The sequence below is a fragment of the Nitrospira sp. Kam-Ns4a genome (assembly GCF_965152595.1).
In genome coordinates, this window is record NZ_OZ224218.1 from 2,063,948 (window position 1) to 2,084,734 (window position 20,787).

The window sequence follows — 20,787 nt, forward strand, 5'->3', positions numbered from 1 at the left end:
AGGTTGGCGCATGCGAGACCTAAGGGCAGGTACAACGAGCTTGGTGCTGTTGGCAATGGTGTCGGCCGGCGTGATCGTCGGCGGTCAGGCGTTGGCGGGTGGCGCGAAGTCACCGGCGGAGGTCTACGGGCCGGAAACCACGAAGCCTGCGACCTGGCTTGAGCGGCTCATGGCGGAGGTCGTCACCTATCAAGCGTTGTCGGAGAAGGGGGCTCTGACGGGCGACTTCCAGCCGTATCTGAATAAGCTGGTCGAAGCCCGCGAGAGCTACCGGGTCGGCGACCATGGGCGCACCTACCAGCACATCAATGAGTACATGGTCATGCTGGAGGCCCGCGTGGGCGGCGTGGATGCCCGGGCGGCCGACGCCTTATGGGACCTGTGCTACCAGGTGACTCCGGACCGGTACCACGCCCGCGACCGGCACGTCCGCGCCCACGGGGCCGAGGCGCTGCGCCAGTACGAGGAGTTTCTTCGCGAGATGCAGGAACGGGCCTCGATGTCGTTCTGACTTTGTCGCGGGGCGCATCAGGCCGTGGGCGCGGGAGGCGACGAACGGACCGTCGCGGCGCCTCCCGCCTTCACCACCGCGGCTGGCCGTCCTCGGTTGACCGAGGGAGCGGCCTTCCGTCCGTGTGTTTGGGCGCGGAGGCTCTGGAGCCGGAGCTTGACGGCATTCAAGGGGGCGACGGTCCCAGCGAGGGGAGCAGCGCGTGAGTCGGGCGGAGCTGAGTTACGAGATCCTGCTAGAAGTCACCAATATACTCAACTCCCAGCGGGACATGGAAAGTCTCTGGCGTGTGATCGCAGAGGAGATCCGCAAGGTGATCTCCTGGGACCGTGCCGGGATCACGCTCTATGATGAGCATGTGGACGGCTTCCGTTTCTGCGCCGTGGTGACGAACATGGCGACCCCGGTGCTGAAGGCCAACACGGTCATCCCCCGGAAGGGAAGCGCGGTGGGCTGGGTATTCGAGCAGCGGCAGATCCACGTGCGACCGAACCTGAGGCAGGAGCGGCTCTTTCTCGAAGACGAGTCCTATGTCCTCGAGGGGTTGGGGCGGATGATCAACCTGCCGTTGCTCGTGCGCGGCGAGTGCCTCGGTACTCTGAACATCGGCAGCGTCGAGACCGGTCCGCCGGACCCCGAAGACCTCAAGTTTCTGCAGCAGGTCGCGATGCAGATCGCCTTCGCCATTGACCATGTGCGGGCTTATGAGCGAATCCAGCGCTTGAGCGAGCAGCTCAGCCGGGAGAACGAATACCTCGCCCAGGAGGTCAAGCAAAGCCGCAACCTCGGAGCGATGGTGGGAGCGTCACCCGCGTTCCAGGATGTCCTGACCCAGGTCCGTGCGGTCGCCCCCACCAACACAAGTGTGTTCTTGCTCGGAGAGACCGGCACCGGCAAGGAATTGCTCGCGCACGCGATCCACGACCTCAGCCTGCGACGGGCGAAACCGTTTGTGCGCGTCAACTGTGCGGCGCTGCCGCCGGGATTGGTGGAGAGCGAGCTGTTCGGGCATGAGAAGGGCGCCTTCACCGGTGCGGACCAGCGGCGTCCCGGCCGGTTCGAGCTGGCGGACGGGGGGACGCTCTTTCTGGACGAGATCGGCGAGATGCCGCTGGAGGCGCAGGCCAAGCTCCTGCGCGTCCTGCAGGACGGAATCGTGGATCGGGTCGGTGCGACCAAGCCCATTGCGGTGGACGTCCGCATCATCGCGGCCACCAACTCGGATCTCGGGGCCGCGATGGCCAAGGGCGCGTTCCGTCCGGACCTCTATTACCGCCTGCAGGTGTTCCCGGTCGTGGTGCCGCCGCTGCGGAGTCGGCCCGAGGATATCCGGCTGCTGGCGGAGCATTTCCTCTCTCTTTGCGCGGCGCGGTTCAAGCGACCCGGCCTCCGGCTGGATCCCGCCTCTATGGACCGGCTCACCCGCTACCACTGGCCGGGCAACGTCCGGGAGCTTCAGAACGTCATCGAGCGCGCGGTCATCCTGGCCCGCTCCTCCACGGTCGAGATTGACGAGCGGTTCTTGCCGGTGGTTGGCGCTCCGCCTGAGGCAGAGGCTCCGGCCAACCTTGTGGAGGTCGAGCGGACGCACATCGTGCGGGTCCTGGAGCAGGCAGGCTGGCGCATCTACGGGCCGCGCGGGGCGGCCCGCCTGCTCGGCATGAATCCCGAGACCCTGCGGAGCCGGCTTCGCAAGCTTGGGATTCGACGCCAGGGTGGAGCCCGAGCGGGAGCGCAGGACGCGGGCTGAGCTGATCGAGCTGGCGACATCGTTCAACGGACGGACGGGCTCGCTCGGCGCTGTGGAAGGAGCGGACGCGACGGAAAGGAGGTAGCTGTGCAGCAGGTGCGAACAAGCCTATCGGCGTTGGTGAGTATGAGCCTTGTGTTGGCAGGACTCGTCGCCATCGGTGATGGGGCAGCCGAAGACCTCGGGACGCCGGGAGTGATGTACGGACCGGAAACGAGCAAACCCGACAACTGGCTTGAGCGGCTCATGGCGGAGGTCGTCACCTATCAAGCGTTGTCGGAGAAGGGGGCTCTGACGGGCGACTTCCAACCGTATCTGAATAAGCTGGTCGAAGCCCGCGAGAGCTACCGGGTCGGCGACCATGGGCGCACCTACCAGCACATCAATGAGTACATGGTCATGCTGGAGGCCCGCGTGGGCGGCGTGGATGCCCGGGCGGCCGACGCCTTATGGGACCTGTGCTACAAGATCACGCCGACCCGGTACCACGCCCGCGACCGGCACGTCCGCGCCCACGGGGCCGAGGCGCTGCGCCAGTACGAGGAGTTCATCCAAACCATCCAGGAGCGCGCCCGGCGGAATTGACCGACCGTCTTCCTCATTTATCGCTGGTTCCCCCACAGCTCCGCGAGCCGCTGGGCGCGGCCGCAGTGGAACTTGTAGAGCTTGTAGCGGACCGGGTTCTTCTTGTAGAAGTCCTGGTGGTACTCCTCGGCCGGGTAGAAGGGCGTCGCCGCGACGATCTGGGTCACGATCGGGCCGCGGAACGGCTTGTCCCGCTCCAGCGTGCGTTTCGACTCCTCGGCCAGCCGCCGCTGCGTCTCGTCCAGATAGAAGATCGCGGAGCGGTACTGGCTGCCCCGGTCGCAGAACTGCCGGTCCGGCGTCGTTGGGTCAATGTTGTGCCAGAAAACCTCCAGGAGTTTGGGGTAGGGCACTTTGGCCGGATCGTAGAGCACCTCGACCGTTTCGGCGTGGCCGGTGCTTCCCGCCGAGACTTCCTCGTAGGTCGGCCGCACCGTCTGGCCGCCCGTATAGCCCGAGGTGACCGAGACGACCCCCTCGACCTGCTCGAAGGCCTCCTCCATGCACCAGAAGCAGCCGCCGGCGAAGAGGGCCTTTGCGAGCCCGCGCCCGGGCACGCTGTCGGCGCCGGCGACGACACCGGTTGAAATCAGCAGCCATACGCTGAGCGCACGCGATCCTGAGAGCAGCCTGGTCTTCATAGCCTGGTCCTCCAGCGTCCGCCCGTGTCCGCGGAGTCTCCATTCCAGACAGTCGGGCAAGCCGATCCCATCTTACACCCGACTCCGCGCGCGGGTGCCGCCCCGGGCGGGCACAGCCTGTAGGGGGTCTTCAGGCCACGCATGCTTGGGATAGCGCCCGCGCAGCGCCTTGCGGACCTCCTGGTAGCTCTTCACCCAGAAGCCCGCGAGGTCATCGGTGACCTGGACTGGGCGCCGGGCGGGCGAGAGGAGCTGGATCAGCACCGGCATGCGCCCCTCCGCAATGCGGGGCGTCTCGCGGGCTCCGAACAGCTCCTGCACCCGCACCGCGAGCACCGGCCGGTCATGGGACTCGTAGTCCAGCGGCAGGCGGGAGCCGCTCGGCACCGTGAGGTGCGTTGGCGCCTTCCGGTCCAAGGCCTGTTGCTGCTCCCGGGTCAGCAGGGTCTGCAGCGGCCCCGTCAGGTCGAGCCGTCGCACCTGCCCCAAGCTGGTCATCCCGGCGACGAACGGGGCGAGCCAGCGCTCGAGCGTGGCGAGCAAGGCGGCGTCGGAGACATCGGGCCATCCGGCATCGGGACCCTCCACTCGCCGGAGGAACTGCACACGCGCCTGCCAGGTCCGGAGCGCGGGTGTCCAACCGAGGCAGGCGAGGCCCCGCCGCCGGATGCCCTGGAGGAGCGAGGCGGTCACCGCCTGGGGATCGGGGTTGGGGAGCACTGCGTCGTCGAGGACCAGCTCGCCGAGCCGCCGCTGCCGCCTCGCCAGAACCCGTTCCGCCCGCTCATCCCAAGCAACGAAGTCCACGGTGTGGATCATGTCGCCGCACGTCTCCGCCAGCTCCTCGCGGCGGAGGGGCGCAGCCAGGAAGATCCTGGCCCGGTCGGGGGCGCCGTCGAGGTCGGCGATGACGAGGAACTCTTCGGCCGCGAGCGGCTCGGGCTCCGGAAACCAGGCGCTGCGCCCGTTGGCGAGGCGGAACCGAGCTTCCGGTCCGGGCTGCCGCTGCGCGATCCGGTCGGGATAGGCGAAAGCGAGCAGACGGCCTGCTGCCTCCACGGTCTCCGGGGATGGCGGCAGATCGAGGCGCCGGCGCCACTGCTCCGCGGTCCGCCTGAGCCGGTGGACAGCCGCATGATCCACCGCTAACCCCGGCTCCGGCCGGTGCGCGCTCCGCAGGATTTCGAGCCGGAGCCGCACATCGGCCCCCGGCCGGCGCGGCGACGCCTTCAGGATGTCGCGCTCACCGAGCAGCGCGGCGAGCGCGCAGGCGAGCCCGCCCGCTCCGAGCGGGACCGCCTTGAGGACCATGTGGGCGAGGCGGGGATGCATCGCCAGGTCCGCCATTCGCCGGCCGTGCGCCGTGATCCGTCCTGCCTCGTCGAGCGCGCCGAGCTGCCGGAGCAAGGCCCTGGCCTGGGCGAAGGCGCCGGCCGGTGGCGGATCGAGCCAGCGCAGGCGATGCGGCCCGTCCGTCCCCCACAGGGCCAGCTCCAGTGCCAGCGAGGCGAGGTCCGAGTCCAGGATCTCCGGAGGCCGGCGCTCAGCCAGCAACCGTTGCTCCACCTCCGTCCAGAGCCGGTAGCAGAGGCCGGGGCCGCGCCGGCCGGCGCGGCCACGTCGCTGCTCGGCGGCGTCCCGCGAGACCCTGAGCGTGGCCAACTTCGTCAATCCGCTCCGGGGATCGAACCGGGGCACCCGCATCAATCCAGAATCAATGACGAGGCGGACCCCTTCGATCGTCAGGCTCGTCTCGGCGAGGCTGGTGGCGAGCACGACTTTCCGGTGGCCCGCGGGGGCCGGCTTGATCGCCTGGTCCTGCGCTTCCTGCGGCAGGTCCCCGTAGAGAGGCATCAAGAGCACGTCGTCTGGCAGCGCCGGATCGCGCAGCAGGCGCTCCACCCGCCGGATCTCCGGCACCCCGGGGAGGAATACGAGGAGGCTCCCCCGCTCCTCGGCCAGGACCCGGCGGACCGTCTGCGCGACGAGCGGCTCGATGGGGGACGATCGGGACCGGTCGAGGTAGCGGGTCTCCACGGGGAAGGTCGTGCCCGCACTCGCCAGCACCGGTGCTCCATCCAACAGATCGGCCACCGCGGCGCAGTCGAGCGTGGCGGACATGACGAGTAGGCGAAGGTCCTCGCGGAACAGCGTCCGGGCCTCCAGGCAGAGAGCCAGGCCGAGATCGGCCTGAAGGCTGCGCTCGTGAAACTCGTCGAAGAGCACCGCGCCGTAGCCGGCGAGGGACGGATCTACCTGCAGCAGGCGGGTAAGCACGCCTTCCGTGACGACCTCGATCCGCGTGGTCGGCCCGACCCGGGTGTCCAGCCGCGTCCGGTAGCCGACCGTCTGGCCGATCTCTTCGCCAAGGAGCCTAGCCATGTGGCGGGCGGCGGCGCGCGCCGCGAGCCGCCGCGGCTCGAGCAGCACGATTCGCCGGCCCTGGAGCCACGGCTCCTCCAGCAGAGCGAGCGGGAGGCGCGTGGTCTTCCCCGCGCCCGGCGGCGCCGTCACCACCGCGCTCCGGCCGGTCGCGAGCGCCTGGTGCAATCGCGGGAGGAGTGCGTCAATCGGCAGGCTGTCCGCGAACTGGATCATGGCATGTCCGCCGGGCCGCGTGACGGCTGGCTAGAAGCAGCCCGAGAGCGGCCCGGCCACGGATGGACACGGCGCCTGGTCCGGCTTGAACGTGGGGTTGGGTGCCTGCTGGGCCTGGAGCATGAGGAAGGCGCTCCAACCGACGGCCGTGAGCACGTCGCGCTCGAAGACATAGGGCGTGAAGTCGTCATCCGGCGGCGGGGCGGCGCTGTCCACCTGTTCGTCCGCCCGTCGGGCCGAACGGAAGAAAAAGACGTCCACGTAGCGCTCTTCGCCCGTCGCGGTCCGGATGGGAAACGAGACCGGCGGCTTGGTCTCGTTGCTCAGGAGATTGAACTGCGTCGGCTCCAGCAGGGCTAGCACCTGATCCCGCGAGTCGCCCACCTGGATCTTGGCGGCCGCCTCCCGGTACTTGGCGATGGCCTCATCCACCCGCGTGGTCTCGTAGCGCTGCGAGTACTGATCCGCCCACTCGCACCCGCCGAGCGCCGTCAGACCGCCGCCCAGGACCAGCAGGCCGGCCAGGATCGCATCCCTCCGCATCATTCCATGCCCTCCGTGCTCCGTCCTCCTACCACAGCCGACCGGCGCGGAGCAATCACGAGCGCGCGGGCCTCAGGCGGGCTGCCCCGTCGAGCACCACGCTTGCGTCCTCCCGCCGATTTGTAGTAGGCTTGCCTGCACTCACAGAGGGCACCACCGCCCGGCTGCACCGCACCCTGCCGAGACCCTGCACCCATGCCACTCCACCGGATGCTGTTCCTCCTGGGAACCCTTGTGTGCCTGTCCCCCGGACTGGCTCGGACGGCTGACTCTGTCGCCGAGTTGAGCACCAAGGCGCTCACGGAGTGCCGCCTCGGGCGGCAGGCCACGTCCCGCGACGTGCGGCTGGCGCATTTCGCGCGGGGACAGGCGCTCGCTGAGCGGGCCCTCGCCCTGGACGACCAATACGCGGATGCGCACTTCGCGCTTTTCTGCAGCCTCGGCGAGCAATTGCGGATTGACGGCGAGCGACTCACCGCGCTGCTCAGCCTGTGGCACGTCCTCGGTGAGCTAGACCGCACGTTGGAGCTGAACCCGGAGCACCTGGAGGCAATGTCCTCCAAAGGGACCTTCCTGATCCGGCTGCCGGCCGTCCTCGGCGGGGATCGGGTGAAGGGCGAGCAGATGTTGCGGACCGTTCTCGAGCGAGATGCGAAGGCGGTTAACGCGTGGCTCGCTCTAGCCAAGCTCCACGCGGACCGCGGGGATCATGAGGGAGCGCTCGCGTTGGCGACCGAAGCCGTCCGGATCGCCGAGGCCGAGCGCCGCGAGGATCTCATTCCCGAAGCGCGTGCCACCCTCTCGGCGCTCAGGGGGGCCCGCGGCGGGGCGTTTGTCGCCAGCCCTGATCGAAGCCGGTTTCTTGGAGAGTCCCAAGCTTCCCCCTGCTCACGCCCCCCGCTGGACCGGCCGGACTCCCCGCTCTCTCCCAACCTAAAGTAGGGACTTGTCCCCCTGCCCTCAGGCGAAGCATGTAGAAGCCTATTTGTCCAGGGCCGGCAGAACGGCGTCAGGATTTCCCCGGTCAGCCTCGGCCGCTCTTCACCTTCAAGCGGGAGGAGGGACCATGAGCAGGAGGACTCTACGCGGGACCTCGGCGATCGTGTCGCTCGCAGCGGCCTGGGTCCTCACCCTGTCGGTCTGGTTTACACAGGCAGCCCAGGCCGGCACGGCCCAGGGGCACCGGGCGCCGACACCGGCGGGCTTCGATCGGTACCTGGTCTTCATGGCGGAAGGCGTCTTCGACAACCTGTTCGGCGATGCAGCGTTCTTCCACCGGCAGATCATGGGGCGCACGACGGAGCAGATCGCCGAGCAGAAAGCCATGGCGATCGCCTTCTTCAAGGAGCGCTTCGGCGTGGACTTCTCGGCGTCCGACGAGGCGAGCAACGTGGCCCTGAAACTGTTCACGCTGACGCCGGACCTCGACTACCGCGCCTACACGGCGTCCGGCGAGAGTGTGCCGGCACAGGGGTGGGAGATTCGGGATGGCGGCTGGATCGGCATCGTCGGGCCCGGTGGGACCACGTTTCACGGTGTCTGGGGCGGGGCGGCGGGCAAGACGGTACCGGAGGGCACGTTGATCCTGTTTGGCGACTACAATGTCCGGCGGCTGACTCCGTCGGACCTCGACGGCCGGGGCGAGGCCCGGTCGCCCGACGCTCCGCCGATCCTCATCCACTACCAGTCGCGGGAGCCGATGATCCCGGATTAGGACGGGCGATCGTTCCTCATCTGCGACCTCCACAGCGCGGAGTTCGGCGAAGGGATTGCGCTCGGGATCATCTGGAACGTGCAGACCCCGGACGGCCGGACTAGGCAACACGCCCGGAACGTCTTGACGTTTCCAGCCTTCAAGCGGCTTAACCCGTGACCCAGGGCCGCGGTGCTGCCCGGCTCACCGAGAGGGTTGGCTAGGGTCGCCTATGGACAGAGGTCGCTGACCGCGTGCGAGACCGGCGCCCCGTCCAAGACCACTTCAGCGGCCGACCCCTCGAATCGGAGGGAGAGTGTCCTGGTCGCTCCCGTGCTGAACGACAGGACGAGCCGGACCTGGCCTGCGGATGCCTCGATTCGCCAGTCGCCGCTGCCTTCTTCGACGGTCTCACCGGCTGGCTGTCCGCTGCGCCGCACGATCGAGAACGTTCCGTCGTGGCAGAGGTGCCAGAACGTCGCGCCGGAACTCCCGGCCGGGCCCTCGGCATGGCTTGGTTCCGACCCCGTCGAAGGAACCTGTCCTGAGCCTGTCGAAGGACGGACGAACTGCATCCCCGAGAGGCGCTGATACCAATCCCTGAGGGTCTTGGCGGCTCTCGGATCCTCGAAGCGCGTGGATGCGGTAAGCCGCGCGAGCACCTCGCCATACGTGGCCGCTTCCTCCCCGGGGCTGGCGAACAGATAGATGACTGCCTGGCGGCCCGGACCTAGGAGGGCCGCCGCGGTGCCGAAGGTCTCGCCGCCTGCATAGGTGGCCAGCCAGGTCTTGCCATCGCTCAGGATGCCGCCGACGGGATGCAGCACGAAGGCCTCCTCGAAGGCTTGGGGCTCGCGCAGCCGAGCCTCGACCTCCTCGGGCCCGACGTCTTGGAGCAGTAGGACGACCCCAACGCCCGGCCGGCTTCCGGATTCCAGATGCACCACCAGCGTGCCGGCCTGCAGCCGGGCTCGCCATCTGTCCGGCACGACGAACGAGATGCCGAGGAACGGGGAACGGAGGCGGACACCGGCTGGATACGACCGCCCGGCCCGGAGATCCAGGACCCGTTCCGCGGCAGGCTGCCGCTCGGCGGCAAGCGGGGCGGCCGGGGAGGCCGCTGCCAGACCCAGCACCCAGACCGCGAGGGCGGCGAGCACGCTCATGCCCCCACCCGTCTCACGGCGCGGCGGGCTGGTCTGCCCTGGGACAGGGCTCATGGCGGTACGTATAGGTATTCAGCACCCCGTAATGGTCGGAGCCAGGCAGGCCGCCCGGCGCGGTCTCGACGCCGAACCGCTCCTGCGTCAGACATCGGGTTGGCGTGAGGGACAGGCTGAACAGGAAATCAATCTGCCGCGGCCGACGCACGTCCGCGAGGTAGGCGGCCTCGATCGCCGCCTGCTCGTCGGCCGGTAGGTTCGCGATCGTCCGCTTCACCTCATCGGGCACCGCGTTGACGTCGTTCTTGGTCAGCACGTCGTCTCTTGGATCGTAGGAAGCGATCTCACCCTGATCCACACCGCCTCGTCCTGGACGAGCGCGGCCTTGAGGTGCTCCACGTGCTGCAGTCGGCCCTCGGCCTGGGCCTCGTTGAGCCGTCTGAGGAGATACCCGTCCCCTTCGATGCCGGAGTGCAGGTGCACATCCGCCACGACGTATCGCTTCCCGCTCCGCGGGCTCGTGACGGAGGCGATGAGCGCGTAGCGCAGCTCTGTGAGCTGGAAGCCAGCCCGGTCCCGGCAGGCGCCGACGCCGCTCAGCTTCAGGCCCTCGACCTTCTGCAGGCGCAGCTCGGTCCGGGCGAGAATCGCCAGCCCGTTGTTGAGCGGCGGGATGATGGCCAGGGGCTTCCCCAGACGGATCCCGCAGGCGTCCACCTGATGCACCTGCGTGTAGGAGAGGCCCGCCGCGGCCAGAGCCTTCACGTAGTCCTCGGCCCGGTCTGGCAGGGGATTGACCTCCTGCAGGAGGATCAGCGCGGGCTGCGCCTTGGCGATCTGCTGCACTGCAGGCGGAACCGGGCCTCGTGCTGCGCCGGCGGATCGTCCGCTGTCACCCACACCCGCCTGACGTTTAGGCCGTGCGCGGAACCTTTTGCCCGATCAGCGGGGTAACAGTCTGCGGGTTTCTCTCGTCATTTCAGCCGGTTCTCGTGGATCCTCGGAGTTGGGCTTGACGGCGCCTGTCCATGGGAACCACAGCGGGTTTGACCGCGGCCCTCATAAAAGCGTAAAATGTCGCCACTTTGCGGTCTGCCGGGGCTCTCGACACTGGGTGCATCCACCCGGAGCCGGCTTTCCTGCGGTTGCGCGGTCTTCGTTCAGGCAGGTGCAGGTTCGTGGAACGGCTGCTGCTGGGACAGAGTCCTGCGGGGACGGCTTGACGACAAGGGCATAGGCAGGACTGCGGGTGGGTTGTGGCGCCGGAGTGAGAGCCGTAAGGGCCGGCGGCTTCCCGACGCTGGTCGTTGGAATGTCCTGAAGGAGGCGCGCATGGCTGGACATGCAGGGAAGCAGTCCCTTAAGAAGAACCAAAAGTCGAAGCTCAAGGCGCGGGGCCTCGCGATTCCGCTGACAGCGCCATCGAAAGAAAAGCCGGTGGTTCCGATCGAGGAGATCCGCAGGCAAGGGCTTATGCTCGCCTGGCAAGGGATCGGGGAGGGAACGCGGGCGCGCACCCTCGCGCCTGCGGCGTCGGCGACGCGGGCGCCGGTCAGCCCGAAATCTGGTTCCGGGGGACGGGCCCGGTCTGCGCGCTAGCCGGGACCGCCGTAGCGAAGCAGGGATTGCCTGGCCAGCGTAATCAGATAGTCGGACCGGGCGCCCCGGTGGATCGTCAGGACGTTCCGCCGGTTCAAGTCGTCCACGGCCAAGAAGACCTGATTCCACGAATAGGCCGGCAGGGCCCGGATCAGCTCGTCCAGGGTGCAGGGCGCCTGGCGCTCAATCTCCCGTAGAACCTCCGACGCAATCACGACCGCCTCGTCCATCGTGTTCTCCTTGCGGGCGTGCCCTCCGCGGGGCGCGCCGTGCCGGGTTCCCCAGGTGCTTGTTGTTAGCCGGCCATAGGCCTCGCGCCGTTCCCGACGCAGACCGGCGTCGCCCGCTCCATACCCTGACGGTCGGCTCGGTCCAGTTCCTCGAGCTGGGGCATGGTCAAGCGGCCGCTGAAGAGCACTCCCTCCTGCATTGAGAGCAGTGGCGCGGTGACCGATCCGACCAGACAGGCCGGCGCTTGGAGGACGACCTTCTCGCTCGCCGTGACGTCCCCGCTGATCTTGCCGCGGCTGATGACCGTGCCGGCGGTGATCTGGGCCGTGATCACCGCGTCCTCTCCGACGATGAGCGCGCCGCTCGTTTGAATTTCCCCTTCGACCTGCCCGTCAATCCGGACCGCCCCCTCGTACCGGATGGCGCCCTTGAACGCGACCCCCTTCCCGACGAAGGCGATCACCTGGTCGCCGATGGCGCGGTCGGGCGATAAGCCGGAGGCCTCGAACGCTCGCCGCTCCGCCGTCCTGGTGTCCCCGACCGCACTGGCTTGCTGTCCGTTGCCGTTTCGCATGGGAGCCTCCCTAGAGTTCGCCGTGCACGCTAGTTCCGAGTGCGTAAGCACAAACCGTGCCCATCAGGAGTGCATCGGGGCGGCTTGCTGTGATGGCGCAACAGGTTGGAATTGTTGACTTGTTACCCGCCGCGCTGTCCGGTCCGTCGCTCGCGACAGAGGCTGCGTCAAGCGGTTGACGCGCAGGTGTCTTGAACCTGTCACCGTCTGCTTGCGCTCCGCAGAGGCTACTTAAGTCTTCGCTCGAAGTCGCCGATAGGGGAGGAAGCCCTTCCTGCGCCGGAGAGACGGAGCATGCTGCCAGCCTTGCCCGCAGTCCTCGAGGTGAGCCGGCTACAGGAAGGACCCCTGCTGGCCGAGGGCGAATCGGTCCAGGCGACCGTGCTCGCGACCAGAGAGGACGGTCGCCTGGTCGTCCTCGTCAAAGGGACCCCGCTGACCGCAGTGTCGGAGGTTGGCCCCCTGCCGGTCGGGCAGGTGCTCCAGGCCAGGGTGGAATCCCTCGGTGACCGGCTGCGGCTCCGGCTGGAGCCCCCGCTTGCTGGCTCGCCTGCAGGGGCGGCCCTGTCCACCGACCGCCTTGCCGCGCTCCTCAAGCTCCTGCTCCCTGCCGATCAATCCGTCGTGGACAGTCTGGGGCGTCTCCTCGCCGGGCTTCGCAGCGCGGCCGCGACGCCAGCGGAGGCACCTGGCGCCGCGCGGGCCTCGCACCTGGCCGCAGAGCTCACGGCCCTCGTCTCGCAGCTCGCGCTCCCACCGGGCCCCCTCTCCGCCGAACGGGTCCGCGATGCCCTGCTGGCGCTCGGGTTGCAGTACGAGCATGGGCTGGCGAGGCAGGTGCTCCACACCGGACGCCTCGTGCAGGATCCCGGCGAGCCGACGCTCAAGGCTTGGGTCCTCGCCGTCCTCGCCCGATTCGCCGGGAGGGAGCCAGCCGAGCCATCGAGTTGGGGCCTGGCCCTCGCGCGGCTCGCCCAGGCCCTCGATCGTCTGCAGGCGCTCAATGCGCTCAACGCCCAGACCGGGCTGCCGCTGGTCATCGAGCTGCCGCTGAGCTGGGGCGGGGCCTCGCCCGTGTGGCTGGCCGTCGAACGGCGGGAATCGGAAGGAGGCGCGGGGGGCGACCAGGCTCGCCGGCTGAGCGTCATGATGGCGCTCGAGCTGGACGGCCTCGGGGCGGTGCGGATCCACGCGACGCTTACGGGCTGGCGCATCGGCGTGCGGGTGCTGGTCGAAGGGGCGGAGGTGGAGCGCGCCGTGATCGCCCTCCTGCCGGTGCTCGGCAAAGGGCTGGCGGCGCAGGGCTTCGACGTCGAGGCTCTGACCGCCGGGACCGCCGACCGGGAGACCCTCCGGGGCGAAGACCTGCGGGCGAAACTCATCCCGGAGCTGGGCCTCGTGACCGTGCGTGCGTAAGCGACGGGGCCCATGACCCAGGAGAGTTCGATGGCCGACAAGCCCCCATCCGCCGTCGCGCTGAAATATTCCCCTGAGGCGGATCCGGCGCCGCGCGTCACGGCCCGCGGCCGCGGCGACCTGGCGGAACGCATCATCCGCGAGGCCCGGCGGGCCGGGGTGCCGATCCGGGAAGATCCCGCCTTGGTGGAGCTGCTCCTGCGGCTTGACCTGGACGCCTGCATCCCTCCTGAGCTGTACCGGGCCGTCGCCGAGATCCTGTTTTTCCTGTATCGGTGCAACGAGCAATGGAAGGTGGCACACGGCCTCCGCCCGCACGGGCCGCCACCGTAGGGAACCATGATGTCGGCATCGCTTCTCCTGGTGCTGGTCCTGGCCGCATTCGGCCAGTCGTGTGCCGCCGCGCCCCAGCGGCCCGGGGCGCCGCCGGCCGTGTCCGGGCCTGCGGCGCCCCGGGCCTCCGCGAGCCTGTCGGGGGCGGTGGCGCTGCCGGCGACGCTCGTCGTCTCGGTGCTGCCGTTCGAGGACCGTACCCGCACGCCGGCGCTGGCCTGGCTCCGCAAGGGGCTCGCCGACATGTTGGTGGCGGAGTTAGCGCACAATCCCTCGCTGCTCGTGGTGCAGCGCGACCGTCTGGAGGAGGTCATCCGCGAGCAGGCCCTTCAGCTCTCGGGCCGTGTGGCCGACGAGTCTATGGTTCGCATCGGGCGGCTGGCAGGGGCGACCGTGCTGATCACGGGTAGCGTGAGCGCCGCAGGTGGAGGGGTGCGGCTCGATGCGCAGCTCCTCGGCGTCGAGAACGGGGCTGTGTTGGGCACCGCTGTCGCCGAAGGGCCCGAGGCGGAGGTTGCGGAGACCGCGCGAGAATTCGTGGAGCGCGTCGCAGGGCTGTTGCCCGGTGCCGGCGACCGTCGGATGGTCACCGTGGTCGAGCGTCATTCGGGGCTCGTGCCTGCCGCCCAGGCCAATGAAGCGGGGGAGGCGCTCACGCGGGAAGGGAAGTTGTTCGAGGCCTTGGAGGCCTACGAGCGGGCGCTCGCTGCCCACCCGGGCTATCAGCCCGCCCGCAGCAACTATGCCAGGGTCGTCCGGGAGTTGCCCGGCACGGATTTGGTCCGCGCCGGCGAGGCGGCAGACGTCCGCGTGGTCGAGCGGCTCATCGAGCGGCTGACCGGCTCCGGCCTGGACGCGGAGCTAGGTCCCGCCCGCTCCGCGCGCGCGCCCGACGGCACGATGATGGTCAGGATCCCCGTGCGGCTGAAGCTCGCTCGCTCGGCCGTGGAGGCGGTGACGGCCGCCGCCCGCGCGATGGGCGGGTCCGTGGGCCCGGCGCCGGGAGTGCCCGGCGCGCTGGAGTTCGTCCTCTCCGCGGACTCCGAGAAGAACCGAGCCTTTACCCGCGCGCTCGCGACGCCCCGCCGGATCTACCTCCGGCTGCAGGGCGCGGCCGGCCGGACGCTCGCGGTGTACTCGCGGCTGCGGGGCTGGCTGGTGTCCGGTTGGGTCGCGCCGCTCGACGACCGGCGCGTTCGGATCGAGCCGGAGCGGCTGGTTGACACCGAAGCCGCCATCTCCGGCCTAACTTCCGAGCAGGTGGTCGGCCTGGCGCGCGCCAGCGTGACGGTCGTCCCGGTGCCGCGCGAGCGGGCGACGGTCCACCTCGACACGGCGGACGGCGGGGCGGTGACGCCTCATGGGGCGCTGGCGGCGGGCCAGGCTCGAACCAGCGGGCGCAGAGACGTCGGGATGGAGGAGGCAGAGGCACGGGAGATCGAGGCGCTTCGCAGTCTCCTCGAGCAGGCTTGGGACCCGCCCATCACCGAGCGACCCTGGGGGCGCGGGTATCTGCCGGGCAACGAGCGCGTGGTCGTGATCACGATGCTGCTCGACCTCGCCTGTCGCTCCGTGGCGGAGGCGCCGCGTCCAGTCGGGACCTCCGGCGATCCCGAGTTCGATGTGGCGGCGCTGGCCGCGGTCGGCGCCGCGCTGGAGCGCTGGCGCGCCGCGTCCACCACATGCGCGGAGCCGGACGCGGAGCCCCGAACGATCCGGGTGCGTGCGCAGGTGCGCTTGCTCAAGGATGTGCCGGGGCTCAATCTGATCGGGCCGCTCGAGCAGCCCGCTGCGCGGACGGGGCCAGGTCCCTGATCAGAACACCCCTAAAAAAGTGGGGATCAAGATTGGGGAACAGTTTTACGGAACCTGCTCGCGGCTGGCCAACTCCACCGCTAGGGGCGCATGGCCCTCTTGCCCGATCTTATAGTGGAATGTCCGAGCAGTTCCTCGTCGTACGGTTGGATTGCAGAGGATTCGTCGTCGGGGAGTTCCCGACTGCGTAGAACTTCCTGCTTGTCAGGGACTCCCCTAATCGTATAACGTGCTGCCTCACTCCTTCCGTTCCCATAACTCGGACTGTCATACCACCGTGCCGAGGGACATCATGAGCCGGCCGCACATCGTCGTCGTGGATGATGAGGAGGCGATCCGGGAGACGCTCTGCGAGTTCTGTGAGGACGAGGGCTACCAGGTCACGGCCGTCGCGGACGGCCCGGAGGCGCTCCAGACGGTCAAGAGCGAGCCCGTGCAGGCCGTGGTGACCGACCTCGTGCTTCCGGGCATGGACGGGATGGAGGTCCTGGAGCGCGTCCTTCAGGTGAACGCGCAGATCGCCTGCATCGTGATGACCGGCTATGGCACGATCGAGCGCGCCGTGCGCGCGATGAAGGCCGGGGCCTTCGAGTTCATCACCAAACCGCTCCAGATGGAGGCCGTGGGACTGGTCCTCAGGAAGGCGCTGGAATTCCAGGAGCTGAAGCGGGAGAACCTGCTGCTGAAGCAGACGGTGCAGGAGCGGTACGGCTACGGCCACCTCGTCGGCACCAGCGAGGCGATGCGCCGGGTGGTGGAGTTCGTCGAGCGGGTCGCCGACAGCGACAGCACGGTGCTGATCCAGGGCGAGAGCGGGACCGGCAAGGAGCTGGTGGCGCGCATGCTCCACTTCAACAGCCTGCGGCGCGACCGCCCGCTCGTGTCGGTCAACTGCGGCGCCATTCCCGAGGCGCTCCTGGAGTCCGAGCTGTTCGGCCACGAAAAGGGGGCCTTCACCGGGGCCCAGACGATGCGCCTCGGGCGCTTCGAGATGGCCCACGGCGGCACGCTGTTCCTGGACGAGGTGGGCGAGATGAGCCTCCCGCTCCAGGTCAAGCTCCTGCGCGTCCTCCAGGAACGGGCGTTCGAGCGCGTCGGCGGCAGCCGGACCATCCGCGTAGATGTCCGCATCATCGCCGCGACCAACCAGGACCTGGAACAGGCCGTGGCGGCGCGCCGGTTCCGGAAGGATCTCTTCTATCGGCTGAACGTCATCCCGATCACGCTCCCGCCGCTCCGGGCGAGGCTGAGCGACGTGCCGCTGCTGGTCGAGCACTTCATTCGGCACTTCAACGAGACCAAGGGGGCGGCGATCCGGGGCGTCGAGCCCGACGCCCTGGACGCCCTGTCCCGGTACCCGTGGCCGGGCAATATCCGCGAGCTGGAACACCTGGTGGAGCGCCTCGTCATCCTAAAGCAGTCCGGGCGCATCGCCGTCACGGACCTCCCGGAGCAGTTCCTCACCGGCCCGGCCGCGCCGCGGGCCGCCGCCGAGCCCGTGGCCTTCACCGGTCAGGGCATCAACCTCGTCAAGGAGCTGGAGGAATTCGAAAACCGGCTCATCCGCGAGGCCCTGCGGCAGGCCAACGGGGTGGTGAGCCGGGCCGCGCAGCTCCTCCACCTGAATCGGACGACGCTCGTCGAGAAGCTGAAGCGCAAGGGCTTGGATCCCAGGGGACAGGCGGAGCGGCTCGCCGGCGATCCGACGCTGGAACGCGGAACCTGAGGCAGGCACCGGAGTCCCGTCTGCCTGGCTCCGACCGTCAACCGCTTGACCAGACGCGTCAAGCTGCCCAACACCGGATTGGCCGCTCGTCCTGCCCGCCACGCGCGACCGCGTGCAACCGGAAGAAATCCTGACGCCTCTTCCGCCAGACGTCCGTGGGGACCGGGGGCATGGAAGTTGCTGCCTCCCGGAGCCGTGCACACGGTTCCCCTCTCATCGCTCCTGATGGCGTTGCTCGTCGGGATGCTGGAGGCCGCCGGGCCCTCATTCTCCCAGGGGCGGTCGCCGGCGGCGGCCTCGCGCCCCGGCGCTCCCGTGCCACCGGATTCCTTTACCTTGCCCGATTGGCCCGACGACGGGCCGCGCGTCGCTGGCCCCGGGGAGGGGCCGGCGGCGGCCGTCTTCGAGCGCGGCACGACGTCCTACCGGCAGGGCCACCTGCCGGAGGCGCGGCTGGCCTTCCAGCAGGTCGTCGAGCAACATCCGAGCAGCCCGCTCGTCGAGCCCGCGCGGGCCTTCCTCGCGGAGCTGCTCGTCCGCGAGAAGCCGGGTCCCCGGGGAATGATGGAAGCGATTGAGGCGTACCGGGCCCTCCTGTTGGAACGTCCCGGCTCGCCGAACGCGCGCCGGGCCCGCTGGCGCATCGGCGACCTCTACGCGGCGATGGGGCTGCGGATCGAAGCCCAGGGCTCGTACGAGCGGGCGCTCACCGACCTGCCCGATGGGCCCGATGCGGACCGGGCGTGGCTCGGGCTCGCCCTGAACGATGTCGGGTGGGCCCGGTGGGGCGAGGCCGAGCAGGCGTTCCGGACGCTCCGCCAGCACACGCGCGACGAGCGGCTGCGGCAGTATGCGACGGTCGGGCTCGCGGACGTGCTGGTCGCGGCCCGGCGGCCGGAAGAGGCGGAGGCCCTCTATCGGACGGCCATGGAGCAATGGCCGGAGTTCCTCAAGCGCCGGCCGGCGTCGCTGCTCCGGTACGCCGCGCTGACGAGGGAGCTGGGCCGCGAGGCGGACGCCCGCCGCCTCTACGGCATCGCCTACAACCTGCGTCCCTGGAGCGACGAGGCGCCCGAGGCGCTGGTCCAGATCGGGGACAGCTTCCGCCGCCACGGTGCCCTCGAGCGGGCTGGGCTGTTCTACGAGCTGGCGGTGGCGCGCCATCCTGGCACGCTGGGGGCGGCCCTCGCGCGCCTGCGGCTCGCGGAACTGGGCCACGAGCGGCTGGCCGCCCGGCCCACGCGCGCGCTGCACGAAACGGTCCGCACCCTGCTGCGCGCCGGGCCGGTCCCCTGGCTGGACCCGGCCGGGCAGCGGCGCGTCCTGCACGAGCTGGCGGCGACCTACGAGCGCCTCGTCCTCGGGAGCGAAGCAGGCTATCACCTGGCTGAGATGCTCGAAGCGGACGGGGAACGGACGGAGGCGATCCGGGCCTACGAGGCGGTGGTCGCCCGGGCCGGACGCCTGCCCGACGACCCCTGGCCGGAGCGAGCGAGCGGGCGGCTCGCCGGGCTGCTCGCGCCGGACATCCTGTTGGCGCTCGACCGCGGCGACGACCTCGCGGCGGTGACGCTCTATTACCGGCTCGGGGTGTTTGCCGAGCGCGTCTTCGCCGACAGCGACCTGCTCCTCCGGATCGCCGGGGCGGACCAGCGGCTGGGGTTCCTGCCCGAAGCCGTCCGGCTCTACCAGGTCGTGCTGCGAAGCCGCGGCGCCCAGGCCTGGCGGGAAGCGGCGCTGATCGGGTTGGGGCAAACCTATCTGGCCCAGCGCGACTTCGCCGCGGCCCGGCAGGTCTTCGACCGCTACCGCCTCCAATATCCGCTCGGCCGGTGGGGGCGGGAGGCGCTGCGGGGACTCGCCGAGGCCTCGCTCGAGGCGGGAGACCCGGCCAGCGCCGTCCGGGTGAGCCGTCAGTGGCTCGCCCGATATCCCACCCAGCCGGCCCGGCCTGCCGTGCTGCTGACGCTCGCCGCCGCGCTCGTCGCGCAGGGGAATCGGGCGGAGGCGCTCCGGTGGTACGCGGAGGCGGAGCGCGCGGGCGGGCTGACCGATCCCCGCATGGTCCTGCGCTACGCGGACCTGCTGGCGGAGGCGGGGCGCGGGGAGGCCGCGCTCGTTCGGTACGGCCGGGTCCTGCAGGAGGTGCCCACGGGTGGAGCCGCGGACTGGGCGCGATTCCAGATCGTCCGGCTCCGCCGCGCCCAGGACGATCCGGCGACAGTCGAGGTGGCGCTGGAGGCGCTCCTGGCCGAGGCGGCGGATCCCGTGATGGCGCGGCTGGCCGTGGCGCTGGCGGCGGATCTCGCCCCCCGGAGACAGGAGGCAGGGACAGACGGAGACCGACATGACGCAGGACGTCGCTAAGGTCCAGGACGTGCGTCTGCTGCGGCATGCCTTCCGCAGCTTCGATCGAGCCGCGGCGACGCTCGAGGAGGCCTACCGGGCGCTTCGAGCCCGTCTGGAACAGACCGACCTGGAGCTGGCCGCCGCGAACGACGCCTTGCGGGCGCACCTCCGGGAGAAGGAGGAGATCAAGGCCCATCTCGAGGCGATCCTCGAGTCGCTGCCCACGGGGGTGCTCGTGGCGGACGAGCGGGAAGTCGTCGTCCGTTGTAACGGCGCCGCCGAGGCCCTGCTTGGGGTTCCCCGGGAGCGGCTGCTCGGGCGCCCCCTCGCGACGGTGCTGGCCGAGGCCGGCTTGGCCGGCGGGAGCTATCCGCTCGCCGCGCCGACCGGCGCCGCCCTGTCCCTCTCCCGGACGACGCTCCGGGGAGCCGGCGGCGGGGTCGCCGGCAGCCTCGTGCTCCTGCACGACATCTCGACGGTGCGGCAGCTCGAAGAACGCCTGCAGCGGCGGAGCCGCCTGGCCGCGATGGGCGAGATGGTGAGCCGGATCGCGCACGAGATCCGGAACCCGTTAGGGAGCATCGAGCTGTTTGCGTCGCTCCTGCGACGGGATCTGGCGCGGGACCCCGACCGGCAGCGGTATGCGGACCACATCGGCCTGGCGGTCAAGGCGATGGACGGGTTGCTGGCGAACCTCCTGGGGTACACGCAGCCGAGCCGCCCGCGCGCGCGGTGGCATGGGACCGAGGCCCTGGTGCGCGACGCGCTGGCGCTGGCGACGCACGGGCTCGCGCGGACGCCCATCGAGGTCGTGCTCGCGGTGGATCCCGCGGCGACGCGGATCTGGTGCGACGCGGCCCAGGTCACCCAGGCCTTGCTGAACGTGATCCTCAACGCGGTGCAGGCGATGCCGGGCGGCGGGACCCTCACGATCGCGGCGTCGGCGTTTCAGGAACGCGTCGGCGGCGCCGGCGCAGGCGCCCCGGTGCGCCTGGTCCGGTGGACCCGGGTGGCGCTGTCGGACACCGGCGTCGGCATTCCGCCGGACGCGCTCCCGCGCATCTTCGATCCCTTCTTCACCACGCGCGAGCGCGGCACCGGGCTGGGGCTCGCCATCGTCCATGCCGTCGCCGAGGGGCACGGTGGACGGGTCGAGGTGGAGAGCACGGTCGGCCGCGGGACCACGGTCGTCCTGCTGCTGCCGGGGCCAGCCGAGCCGGCCGGCGCCGCCGCGGTCGGGACCGCCGCGGGGTGAGGCCG

20 protein-coding genes are annotated in these 20,787 nt (G+C 70.0%); 12 read left to right on the forward strand and 8 right to left on the reverse strand.

Features of this window, described 5'->3' with window-relative positions; translation table 11 throughout:
* Positions 1–10 precede the first annotated feature (10 nt).
* The 3 genes from ACWHYQ_RS10320 (at position 11) to ACWHYQ_RS10330 (ending at position 2,846) form a co-directional block, all read left to right on the forward strand.
* On the forward strand, positions 11–511 hold the full coding sequence (locus ACWHYQ_RS10320) for a hypothetical protein (protein ID WP_447972045.1): 501 nt from the start codon (positions 11–13) through the stop codon (positions 509–511).
* Positions 512–713: 202 nt separating this feature from the next.
* On the forward strand, positions 714–2,261 hold the full coding sequence (locus tag ACWHYQ_RS10325; RefSeq protein WP_447972046.1) for a sigma 54-interacting transcriptional regulator: 1,548 nt from the start codon (positions 714–716) through the stop codon (positions 2,259–2,261).
* A 126-nt stretch (positions 2,262–2,387) separates the two neighbouring features.
* The gene (locus ACWHYQ_RS10330; protein WP_447972047.1) at positions 2,388–2,846 is read left to right on the forward strand and encodes a hypothetical protein; all 459 of its coding nucleotides are present in this window, start codon (positions 2,388–2,390) and stop codon (positions 2,844–2,846) included.
* Positions 2,847–2,863: 17 nt separating this feature from the next.
* On the opposite strand, the gene msrA is transcribed toward ACWHYQ_RS10330, so the two are convergent.
* The 3 genes from msrA to ACWHYQ_RS10345 form a co-directional block, all read right to left on the reverse strand.
* Positions 2,864–3,487 (reverse strand): peptide-methionine (S)-S-oxide reductase MsrA, encoded by a 624-nt coding sequence (gene msrA, locus ACWHYQ_RS10335; protein ID WP_447972048.1) that lies wholly within the window; start codon positions 3,485–3,487, stop codon positions 2,864–2,866.
* A 72-nt stretch (positions 3,488–3,559) separates the two neighbouring features.
* Positions 3,560–6,085 (reverse strand): ATP-dependent helicase HrpB, encoded by a 2,526-nt coding sequence (gene hrpB / locus ACWHYQ_RS10340; protein WP_447972049.1) that lies wholly within the window; start codon positions 6,083–6,085, stop codon positions 3,560–3,562.
* A 30-nt stretch (positions 6,086–6,115) separates the two neighbouring features.
* A complete protein-coding gene (locus ACWHYQ_RS10345; RefSeq protein ID WP_447972050.1) occupies positions 6,116–6,631 on the reverse strand; it encodes a hypothetical protein in 516 nt (171 codons plus the stop codon).
* Positions 6,632–6,823: 192 nt separating this feature from the next.
* Between ACWHYQ_RS10345 and ACWHYQ_RS10350 the strand changes: the two genes are divergently transcribed.
* Positions 6,824–7,570: a hypothetical protein gene (locus tag ACWHYQ_RS10350; protein ID WP_447972051.1), complete on the forward strand. Its 747-nt coding sequence runs from the start codon at positions 6,824–6,826 to the stop codon at positions 7,568–7,570.
* 124 nt (positions 7,571–7,694) lie between these two features.
* Positions 7,695–8,342, forward strand: coding sequence for a hypothetical protein (locus tag ACWHYQ_RS10355; protein ID WP_447972052.1), 648 nt, complete (start codon positions 7,695–7,697; stop codon positions 8,340–8,342).
* Positions 8,343–8,551: 209 nt separating this feature from the next.
* On the opposite strand, the gene ACWHYQ_RS10360 is transcribed toward ACWHYQ_RS10355, so the two are convergent.
* The 3 genes from ACWHYQ_RS10360 to ACWHYQ_RS10370 are packed head-to-tail and all read right to left on the reverse strand — an operon-like array spanning position 8,552 to position 10,330.
* A complete protein-coding gene (locus tag ACWHYQ_RS10360) occupies positions 8,552–9,487 on the reverse strand; it encodes a hypothetical protein (RefSeq protein WP_447972053.1) in 936 nt (311 codons plus the stop codon).
* A 13-nt stretch (positions 9,488–9,500) separates the two neighbouring features.
* Positions 9,501–9,800, reverse strand: a complete 300-nt coding sequence (locus tag ACWHYQ_RS10365; protein WP_447972054.1) for a hypothetical protein — start codon at positions 9,798–9,800, stop codon at positions 9,501–9,503.
* On the reverse strand, positions 9,794–10,330 hold the full coding sequence (locus tag ACWHYQ_RS10370) for a hypothetical protein (protein ID WP_447972055.1): 537 nt from the start codon (positions 10,328–10,330) through the stop codon (positions 9,794–9,796). The genes ACWHYQ_RS10365 and ACWHYQ_RS10370 overlap by 7 nt, the downstream gene beginning before the upstream one ends.
* 486 nt (positions 10,331–10,816) lie before the next feature.
* Here ACWHYQ_RS10370 and ACWHYQ_RS10375 point away from each other — a divergent pair, with 486 nt between their 5' ends.
* Entirely contained in the window at positions 10,817–11,083 is a 267-nt protein-coding gene (locus tag ACWHYQ_RS10375; RefSeq protein ID WP_447972056.1) for a hypothetical protein, read from the forward strand.
* Here the strand turns inward: ACWHYQ_RS10375 and ACWHYQ_RS10380 are convergent.
* Together ACWHYQ_RS10380 and ACWHYQ_RS10385 are read right to left on the reverse strand one after the other, a co-directional pair.
* Positions 11,080–11,313 carry a hypothetical protein gene (locus ACWHYQ_RS10380; RefSeq protein ID WP_447972057.1) on the reverse strand — a complete coding sequence of 78 codons (234 nt, stop codon included), beginning with the start codon at positions 11,311–11,313 and terminating at the stop codon, positions 11,080–11,082. The two genes, ACWHYQ_RS10375 and ACWHYQ_RS10380, sit on opposite strands and share 4 nt — an antisense overlap.
* A gap of 65 nt (positions 11,314–11,378) precedes the next feature.
* Complete coding sequence (locus tag ACWHYQ_RS10385; RefSeq protein ID WP_447972058.1) at positions 11,379–11,888, reverse strand: bactofilin family protein; 510 nt, start codon at positions 11,886–11,888, stop codon at positions 11,379–11,381.
* A gap of 294 nt (positions 11,889–12,182) precedes the next feature.
* Here ACWHYQ_RS10385 and fliK point away from each other — a divergent pair, with 294 nt between their 5' ends.
* From fliK to ACWHYQ_RS10415, 6 genes are all read left to right on the forward strand, one after another.
* Positions 12,183–13,304 carry a flagellar hook-length control protein FliK gene (fliK, locus tag ACWHYQ_RS10390; RefSeq protein ID WP_447972059.1) on the forward strand — a complete coding sequence of 374 codons (1,122 nt, stop codon included), beginning with the start codon at positions 12,183–12,185 and terminating at the stop codon, positions 13,302–13,304.
* A 30-nt stretch (positions 13,305–13,334) separates the two neighbouring features.
* Entirely contained in the window at positions 13,335–13,637 is a 303-nt protein-coding gene (locus tag ACWHYQ_RS10395) for an EscU/YscU/HrcU family type III secretion system export apparatus switch protein (RefSeq protein ID WP_447972060.1), read from the forward strand.
* Between the two features lie 6 nt (positions 13,638–13,643).
* Positions 13,644–15,452, forward strand: a complete 1,809-nt coding sequence (locus tag ACWHYQ_RS10400) for a CsgG/HfaB family protein (RefSeq protein WP_447972061.1) — start codon at positions 13,644–13,646, stop codon at positions 15,450–15,452.
* A 292-nt stretch (positions 15,453–15,744) separates the two neighbouring features.
* On the forward strand, positions 15,745–17,178 hold the full coding sequence (locus tag ACWHYQ_RS10405; protein WP_447972062.1) for a sigma-54-dependent transcriptional regulator: 1,434 nt from the start codon (positions 15,745–15,747) through the stop codon (positions 17,176–17,178).
* A 195-nt stretch (positions 17,179–17,373) separates the two neighbouring features.
* The gene (locus ACWHYQ_RS10410) at positions 17,374–19,545 is read left to right on the forward strand and encodes a tetratricopeptide repeat protein (RefSeq protein ID WP_447972063.1); all 2,172 of its coding nucleotides are present in this window, start codon (positions 17,374–17,376) and stop codon (positions 19,543–19,545) included.
* Complete coding sequence (locus ACWHYQ_RS10415; protein ID WP_447972064.1) at positions 19,526–20,782, forward strand: two-component system sensor histidine kinase NtrB; 1,257 nt, start codon at positions 19,526–19,528, stop codon at positions 20,780–20,782. The genes ACWHYQ_RS10410 and ACWHYQ_RS10415 overlap by 20 nt, the downstream gene beginning before the upstream one ends.
* Positions 20,783–20,787 lie beyond the last annotated feature (5 nt).